This window comes from Zavarzinia sp. (assembly GCF_041650655.1).
In the GTDB taxonomy this organism is placed as follows: domain Bacteria; phylum Pseudomonadota; class Alphaproteobacteria; order Zavarziniales; family Zavarziniaceae; genus Zavarzinia.
In genome coordinates this window covers 1-2,626 of the sequence record NZ_JBAZKR010000274.1, presented here as the reverse complement: position 1 = coordinate 2,626, position 2,626 = coordinate 1, and the positions used below count along the sequence as shown (strand labels likewise).

5 protein-coding genes are annotated in these 2,626 nt (G+C 66.5%); all 5 read left to right on the top strand.

The window, feature by feature from the left end:
- The first annotated feature begins 66 nt into the window (after window positions 1-66).
- Window positions 67-249 (top strand): hypothetical protein, encoded by a 183-nt coding sequence (locus tag WC493_RS23445; protein ID WP_373069102.1) that lies wholly within the window; start codon window positions 67-69, stop codon window positions 247-249.
- A 105-nt stretch (window positions 250-354) separates the two neighbouring features.
- The gene (locus tag WC493_RS23440; RefSeq protein WP_373069100.1) at window positions 355-939 is read left to right on the top strand and encodes an SCO family protein; all 585 of its coding nucleotides are present in this window, start codon (window positions 355-357) and stop codon (window positions 937-939) included.
- Window positions 939-1,274 (top strand): hypothetical protein, encoded by a 336-nt coding sequence (locus tag WC493_RS23435; protein ID WP_373069098.1) that lies wholly within the window; start codon window positions 939-941, stop codon window positions 1,272-1,274. Before WC493_RS23440 ends, WC493_RS23435 begins: the two co-directional genes overlap by 1 nt.
- Window positions 1,271-2,407: an ABC transporter permease gene (locus WC493_RS23430; protein WP_373069096.1), complete on the top strand. Its 1,137-nt coding sequence runs from the start codon at window positions 1,271-1,273 to the stop codon at window positions 2,405-2,407. Before WC493_RS23435 ends, WC493_RS23430 begins: the two co-directional genes overlap by 4 nt.
- 1 nt (window position 2,408) lies before the next feature.
- Window positions 2,409-2,626: ATP-binding cassette domain-containing protein (locus WC493_RS23425; RefSeq protein WP_373069094.1), on the top strand; the 218-nt coding region annotated here is incomplete at its 3' end.

Genomic DNA, 2,626 nt, shown 5'->3' with positions numbered 1-2,626 from the left:
GCACGGCGGGCCCAATACGACGTTCTATGATTCCTCATACGCGAATCGACTTGAGGGAGATACCCGATGACACAGAACGCTCAGGATACGGCGGCCGGCAAAGGCGAAATGGGCTCCTTGCTGCTCGGCGCGGGTTTCGCTCTGGCATCGTTGATCATCCTGCCGGCCGTGGCCCAGCGCATCGGCCTCGGTTCGAGCCTGACGATCGCCCTGCGCGGCGCCTTGATGCGCGCCGCGAACCGCGTCTAATCCGACGATCTGCCTCCGTGTTTCCGGGCCGCCCGCCCAGGCCGGTGGGCGCTCGTCCGTCGCGTCGGCTTTGCTGCCTTTAAAATGGCGCGGAAAGCGAATGAAATGAACCCCGTGAGCTTCCTCTTGCGCGGCTTGGCCGCTGCCCTCGCGATTGCACTCCTCGCTGGCTGTTCGGATTCCGGCACCGGAGAACGGGTCTTGGTCGCGCGCCCGGGCGGCGGCGATTTCGTCCTGCAAAGCGCAAACGGCCCGGTCGACACCAAGGCGTTGCGTGGCAACGTCCTGCTGGTCTATTTCGGCTACGTCAATTGTCCCGACATCTGCCCGATGTCGATGGCGGCGGGCGCCGCGGCGCTCAATGCCCTGACGCCGGCGGAGCGGGCGAGGACGCGGATGATCATGATTTCGGTCGACCCCGAACGCGATACGCCGGCCAGGCTCAAGGAATACGTCGCCTATTTCCACCCGGCGATGATCGGCGCCGTCGGCACGGCGGCGCAGACAGTCGCCATCGCCAAGTCCTTCGGCGTGGGTTACGTGCGGCAGCCGACGCGTCCCGACGGCGGCTACGCCGTGGATCACAGCTCGCAGACGTTCGTCATCGGTCCCGACGGCCAGGTCGCGGAGCTGCTGCCGCTGGGCGTCGCCACGGACAAGGTGGTGGCAACCGTGAGGAAACTGCTGTGATGCGTCCCGCCGATCGCGCCTTGCTGCTGCTGGCCGCCGGCGGCTGCGCCTTCGCGCTCTGTTTCGCCGATGCCGCACGCCTGCGTGCGGCGGCCGGGCCCGACGAGGCCGAGCGCACGCGCCTCGTCGGGCAACTGCGCCTGACCGACCTCGCGCTGTTCACCGAGGCGCGCTACACGCGGCATCCTTCGCAGGCCGATCTGCATTCGGCATTCCAGGATCATCCGCTGGCGCTCGAGCATTTCCCCACCGGTTCCCTGATCGCGCCGCCGGCCAGCCTCGCAAGAGTCGGCGCCGGGGATACGGCGACCAGTGAAGAGGGCGGCGCGAAATGAAGCTCTGGCTAGCAAAACAGCGCTACTTGATTGACTTCACGCTGGCTTCGCTGGCGCGGCGCAAGACGCGCAACCTCGGCCTGCTGGCGGTCTACACACTGCTGGTGTTCATGCTGTCCTCGGTCACGCTCTACACCCACGCCCTGCGCCAGGAAGCGGCCCGCGTTCTGGCGGCCTCGCCCGAAGTGATCGTGCAGCGCATGGTGGCGGGGCGCCACGACCTGATTCCGCCCGGCTACATGGAAAGGATCGGCCGCATCCGGGGCGTGCAGAAAATGGAAGGCCGCCTCTGGGGCTACTACTACGACGCGGTGACCAAGGCCAACTACACCTTCATGGTGCCGGCCGAAGGCGCGCCGGCCGCCGGGGAAATCATCGTCGGCCCGGCGCTGGAACGCTCGCGCGGGCTGGCCAAAAACAACGGCATATCCTTCCGCTCCTACTCGGGCAAGCTGCACACCTTCATCGTCGCCGATGTCCTGCCGCAGGCCTCGGAACTGGTCAGCGCCGACCTGGTGCTGATGAGCGAGCAGAACTTCCGTGCCTTCTTCGACTACCCCGCCGGCCATTACACCGACATCGCCCTCGCGGTGGCCAATCCGCAGGAAGTACGCAACGTCGCGATCAAGCTCGCTGCCGCGCTGCCCGACGCGCGGCCGATCCTGCGCGACGAAGTGCTGCGCACCTATGCCTCGATCTTCGACTGGCGCGAAGGCATCGTGCTGGCGCTGCTCTCCGCCGCCATCCTCGCCTTCGGCATCCTCGCCTGGGAAAAGGCCTCGGGCCTCTCGGCCGAGGAGAAGCGCGAGATCGGCATCCTCAAGGCCATCGGCTGGGAAACCGGCGACGTGATCAAGATGAAATTCTGGGAAGGCCTGCTGATTTCGCTGACGGCGTTCCTCGCCGGATTTGTCGCCGCCTACGTGCATGTGTTCCATTTCGCTGCCTCGCTGTTCGAGCCGGTGCTGAAGGGCTGGGCGGTGCTCTATCCGCGCTTCCAGCTGACGCCGCACATCGACGGCGTGCAGGTGGCGACGCTGTTCTTCTTCACCGTCGTGCCCTACGCGGCGGCGGTGCTGGTGCCGATCTGGAAAGCGGCGATCACGGACCCGGATTCGGTGATGCGGGGCTGAGATGATCGAGTTGAACAATATCCGCAAGGCCTTCAACCAGGGCCGCGACAACGAGTACTGGGCGCTCGACGGCATCGATCTGGACATCGAGGCCAACAAGGTCACGGCGCTGCGCGGTCCCAGCGGCTCCGGCAAGACCACCTTGCTGACCATCGTCGGCTGTCTGGCGCGGCCGACCGAAGGCCGGGTGCGCCTGCGGGGCGAAGACATCTCGGGGCT

What these genes read in the sequence shown, in the direction of transcription:
- WC493_RS23435 (WP_373069098.1), top strand. Translation starts at nt 939, where the DNA reads ATGCGTCCCGCCGATCGCGCCTTGCTGCTGCTGGCCGCCGGCGGCTGC.
- WC493_RS23440 (WP_373069100.1), top strand. Translation starts at nt 355, where the DNA reads ATGAACCCCGTGAGCTTCCTCTTGCGCGGCTTGGCCGCTGCCCTCGCG.
- WC493_RS23430 (WP_373069096.1), top strand. Translation starts at nt 1,271, where the DNA reads ATGAAGCTCTGGCTAGCAAAACAGCGCTACTTGATTGACTTCACGCTG.
- WC493_RS23445 (WP_373069102.1), top strand. Translation starts at nt 67, where the DNA reads ATGACACAGAACGCTCAGGATACGGCGGCCGGCAAAGGCGAAATGGGC.